The organism is Streptomyces flavofungini (genome assembly GCF_014650815.1).
Lineage (GTDB): Bacteria > Actinomycetota > Actinomycetes > Streptomycetales > Streptomycetaceae > Streptomyces > Streptomyces flavofungini.
In genome coordinates, this window is sequence record NZ_BMVR01000049.1 from 1 (window position 1) to 4,791 (window position 4,791).

Genomic DNA, 4,791 nt, shown 5'->3' on the forward strand with positions numbered 1-4,791 from the left:
GCCCTGTGCTGCTACAAGCGACTACTCCGCCTCACCACATAGGACAACGTCTTAGTCAGGCTGCTCAGCGTACAGAGTCCGGGCAACAGCACTGGAGTGTGAAACTTTATGGCGAACGCTCGCGATATGGCCGATTCGCTGGAGCGAAAATTCGATGTCCGCTTCAGGCGCATGGACGTGGACGAGGTTACCGGAGTGAGGGAGTCATAGCTCTGGTGACCCGATGATCGCCTACCAGGAGATGCCGTTCGACTCCGCCGAAGCCCACGGATCCATTCCGGGATATCCCAGATTTCGTGCTCCGCATCGCCTTTGGAATCGCCGTCCGTGGCGGGCAGATCACTCCGGATGCATAACACACGGGCATGGAGTCGGCCTGGGAACGGTCCGATGCCAAGACCTTCGCGGAAACCTTCACGGCCGACGCCGACTTCACATCCGTGCAAGCGCTCACAGCAGCCACCCACAGCGCCCTGAGAACGACAAAATGATTCGCTTCATTCTGTGTGCCACGACCAAATAGACGTTGCCGTTGTACAGCCCGTCGCTCACCACCCTGACGGGTCCGCCGGGCGGTGCCGCATCCTTGCCTGACGGATCATCTGGAGAGGCCGTGGGGGAGGGAAAAGGAACGGGCGGGCGACCAGACAGCCGGAATGCCGCATGTCGCCCATATGGGCACCGCGCGGAGAGAGATCAGTGCATGAGGGCTGATTCATAGAGGGCGTCTGAAAAGCCTGTCAGCGGGCCGTCGCGAGCCCGCCGCGCAGTCGGGGAACGCCAGCTCCCCGACGGAGCTGTGGGCTTCGACCACGACCAGCCCGGCCGTCTCGGCGAACCGATCGAGCACCAGCCCCGCCGCCTTCAGCAGCAGAGCCTCCTTCAGCACGGATAAGTCCCGCATGACCAGGGCATTCCCACCCTGCACCGTGATCGCTACCCGATGTCGATCGTGACCGTCACGAGATGTCGCCCAGACCCAAAATCGCGGATCCTCATCAGCGTCCGCAGGGTGTTGATCGCGAGGATTCGCAGGATGGCTATGTTCTCCGGTCCGTGTCCGGTCCGGATCCTGGAGGCGCCCTCCGCGAACGTGGTGTGCCTGATGTGGTGGACGACCTCGATGTCCCACTGTGACCTGGCGATACGGCCGATGAGCCGTGGTGATGCCTCGTGTGCTGGCATGTCGGTGATGGCGTGGACGGTCTGCCGGGTGACCTTGCCAGTCTTCAGATCGGTGCGGTGCCGCAGGATCCTCACTGCCTGGACCAGGTACGGGACGTCCAGGTGGAGGCCGGTGACGGTGAGCGTGCGTACCGAGCGGGTTTCGCGTCGGCCGTGCCCACGCTCGCGGTCGTAGCGGCGGGCGGTCGCCTCCTTTCACTTTCACGGCAGGGTTTTGACCGCCGCGTGGAGTTTCGGCTGGTTGCCCTTGACGACCAGCAGGTAGTGGGCGTTCTTCTCCTCCACCAGCCATGTCGTGTGCTCGCGCTGGGTATGGAGGGCATCCGCGGATACCACGGTGCCCGTCAAGCCGAACGGGGCCAGCAGGGTGGTGAACGCGGTGATCTCGTTGGTTTTGTCCGGCACCCGCAGCTGGCTGACAGTCCGGCTGGCGGGCGCAGTATCGGGCAGGACTGCCAGCCGGGCGGCCGTGCCGGGAAGTTCACGGTGTTCACGCAAGGGCGGCTTGATCAGACAGACGGTGGCAGACTGGCGGCGCATCGGGGCTCCGGTGGTCGGGCGACTTGGAAGTCCCCTTGATCATCGGAGCTTCATTGCGTGCAGGACTGCCGTGGTGAAGGTTCGTCACATCCCTGTGACCTGCTGGTTCTCGAAGCTGCCAGGCCCACGAATCAGCCCTGAGCCGACAGCCGCCTTGCACTTCGGGCACGGATGACGTTCGACGAGATCAGCTTCCGACCCGACGGACAGGGAAGGCTCTTGAGGGTCCGTTATGACCCCGGACTTTCGCGCAATGCAAGTCGCAGAACCCCACTCCTGCACACTTTCGAGTGAGAGCGGCTTCTGTGGCCGACACCCGGCGTGCCTGCGTAGTGAGCGTGGCATCACCACACACACTCGCCTGGTGACCGATATTCTGAACGATGTCTCGCGTCGTCTGCTCCTTGCCGCAGGTGTGGCCGCAATCTCCACCCTATGCTGTCCCGGCGGCGTAGCAGTCGCCGATAGCCGCAGCGACATGTCGTCGATGTTGCCCTCGCGGGCGCGTCGCGTTGATGACCCGCCAGCAGATGATCGGGCAGCACCAGAAAGGCATGTGCACGCAGGCCCGAAGGCCATGGCCTTGACATTTGATGACGGACCCAGCGATGTCTACACCCCGCAAGTGTTGTCCATCCTTCGTCAGCACGGCGTTACTGCGACGTTCTTTATGGTTGGGAAGCATGCTGACCTGTACCCGGATACCGTTCGTGCCGTCGCTGCCGAGGGCCACTTGATCGGAAACCACACCTGGTCTCACCGCAACTTCAAAAAGCTGTCTGCCGCAGAGATCCGTGGGGAGATCGAGAGGGCCAGCGAGCGCATCGATAGGATTTTGGGTGTGCCGCCCACTCTCTTCCGAGCGCCTTACGGCCACTTCACGCCCACCTGCATGGACATCTGCCGGGACCTCGGACTGCGACCGGTCTCCTGGTCCGTGGACCCGGAGGATTGGTCCGACCCCGGAGCCGGAGTAATCTCTGAACGGGTTCTCAGTGAAGCACGAACTGGCTCTATCATCCTGAATCACGACGGCTATAGTGACCGCTCACAGACCGTGTCCGCGCTTCGCGCCTATCTGCCACGGCTGATCAAGAGTGGCTATCGGTTCGTCCTTCCCGACCGAGCGTCCTGACCTGTGCTCATGCCCGGTTAAGAACGGCTACTGAACGTCTTTCATCCCGCCCCTGACAGGTGTGAAGAGTCCTGGTCAGGAGGGTGAGTGACATACCAGAGCCTCTCGTCGTTGGGGTGATGACATCACTCAACACACCAGCGGCCGGGGGGCTCTGCTGGTTCCGTATCCTGCCATGCTCGATGTGCCGTACGAACTGGTTGAGCATGTCTCGTGGCTGATTCCAGGTCAAGGCCCCACGCACGGCTGTCCCCATCACCGCCGCACAAGCGCCGTGCACTACCGCGCACTTCGCTCCCGGCCTTCAGGCTGACGAGTCGTTTGCCGATGTCGGACGTAAGCAGGGTGACGCGTGCACGAAACACGGTGAGACAGTGGAGATACAGGGCATGTTGCGGGAACCGGTCGGAATCGACAGGCAGGACGGCGGAGGCAGGCGGACGGCGGAAGGCCGCAGTCTGTGGGCGGCCACGGCGGGCAGCGCAGTCGAGACGTTCGACTGGACGGTCTACGCGCTGCTGGTCCCGTACTTCTCCGGCCAGCTGGTCGCGCCCGGAGCGGCGGGAACACTGGTTTCCTACACAGGATTCGCCGTGGGCTTCCTGGCCAGGCCGCTGGGCAGCGTACTGTTCGGCCGGTTCGGTGACCGCCGGGGCCGCCGGGCGGCCATGCTGCTGTCCATGACGGTGGTGGCGGCCGGCTGCTTCGCCCTCGCGGCCCTGCCCACCGCCGATCACTTCGGCACCGGCTCTGTGGTGCTCCTGGTGCTGGTGCGCATTGTCCAGGGACTGGCCGTGGGCGCCGAGAATTCCACCGTGGCCGCGTACGTGACCGAGACCGCTCCGCCGGGACACCGGATGCTCTACAGCGGCATTTCGTACGGCGGCGTGATCCTCGGCACGGTGCTGTGCTACCTGGTGCTGGCGGGACTGCTCGCCCACTTCGGGCCACAGGAGCTGCGCGAGGGCGGCTGGCGGGTCGGATTCGCCGTGGGCGGGCTGCTCGGTCTCGCCGCCGTGCTGATTCGCCGCTGGGCCACAGAATCCCCGGAATTCCTGGTCTGCGCCCGCTCCGACCCCCAGGACGGTCACGGACAGGGTTCCCGTTCCTGGCACCTCGTCAGGCGCAACGCCACGGCCGTCTTCCTCATGACGGCCGGCCTCACTTCCGGCTACTACCTGACCATCACCTACCTGCCGGAATACGTACGACACACCGGAGGATCGGCCGACGCACTGGGCACCGCAGCGATGATCGCACCGCTGCTGATCCTCCTCGCGATGATGGCCGCCACCGGAGCACTGGCGGACCGCGTTGGCGCCCGCCCGGTCTTCCGCGTTGGCCTGCTGCTCACCGCGCTGGCCACGGTCCCCGCCTACGCGGCGGTGAGCGCACAGCGCCTTCCCTCATGGATCGCGGCGACCCTCGTCCTGGCCTGCCTGGCCGGCCCTCTGGCCACCGCCAACGTCTTCTTCGCCCGCCTCTTCCCTGTACGCATCCGTGTGGTGGCCATGGGCCTGCCTCTGACCCTCTCCATCGCCCTCTTCGGCGGCACTTTGCCCCTCCTGGCCGAAGCCCTAGCCGACGCCGGACACATCCACCTCGTCCCCTGGGCTGTGACCGCCGCCACGACCCTCTCCCTCGCGGCTACCTGCCTGGTACACGAACCCACCCAATCCCACGGCGACCAGGATCTGACTCCGGCCAACTGAAGCTTTGTCCCATCACATCGGCCGCGGCCACTCCCCGAACGCAACCACCCACCGCCAAGCGCAGAGTCCATGTGCTCGCCTCGTTCATGCAGCCCCGCACTGATTCCATTGACTCTTGGAGGCGGATTCGGGGCCTTGACCCGGAATCTTGGACACGGGTTATGTGAGCTGAACCGGATTTTGTAGCGGTCCTGAAGCCAGGCATGACCGCCTCGGCAG

At 64.6% G+C, this 4,791-nt stretch carries 3 protein-coding genes and 1 pseudogene; 2 read left to right on the forward strand and 2 right to left on the reverse strand.

Annotation, left to right across the window (positions count from 1 at the left end):
- Positions 1-715 precede the first annotated feature (715 nt).
- Together IE274_RS38985 and IE274_RS40545 are read right to left on the reverse strand one after the other, a co-directional pair.
- Positions 716-904 carry a hypothetical protein gene (locus IE274_RS38985; protein WP_190120694.1) on the reverse strand — a complete coding sequence of 63 codons (189 nt, stop codon included), beginning with the start codon at positions 902-904 and terminating at the stop codon, positions 716-718.
- Positions 905-936: 32 nt separating this feature from the next.
- Positions 937-1,725, reverse strand: a pseudogene (locus tag IE274_RS40545) (ISAs1 family transposase).
- 364 nt (positions 1,726-2,089) lie between these two features.
- Here IE274_RS40545 and IE274_RS39000 point away from each other — a divergent pair.
- Together IE274_RS39000 and IE274_RS39005 are read left to right on the forward strand one after the other, a co-directional pair.
- On the forward strand, positions 2,090-2,860 hold the full coding sequence (locus IE274_RS39000) for a polysaccharide deacetylase family protein (RefSeq protein WP_190120696.1): 771 nt from the start codon (positions 2,090-2,092) through the stop codon (positions 2,858-2,860).
- Between the two features lie 389 nt (positions 2,861-3,249).
- Positions 3,250-4,572: an MFS transporter gene (locus IE274_RS39005; protein ID WP_190120697.1), complete on the forward strand. Its 1,323-nt coding sequence runs from the start codon at positions 3,250-3,252 to the stop codon at positions 4,570-4,572.
- Positions 4,573-4,791 lie beyond the last annotated feature (219 nt).

Excerpts from the sequence above, each read along its gene's own strand:
- IE274_RS39005 (WP_190120697.1), top strand. The coding sequence starts at position 3,250 with ATGTTGCGGGAACCGGTCGGAATCGACAGGCAGGACGGCGGAGGCAGG.
- IE274_RS38985 (WP_190120694.1), bottom strand. The coding sequence starts at position 904 with ATGCGGGACTTATCCGTGCTGAAGGAGGCTCTGCTGCTGAAGGCGGCG.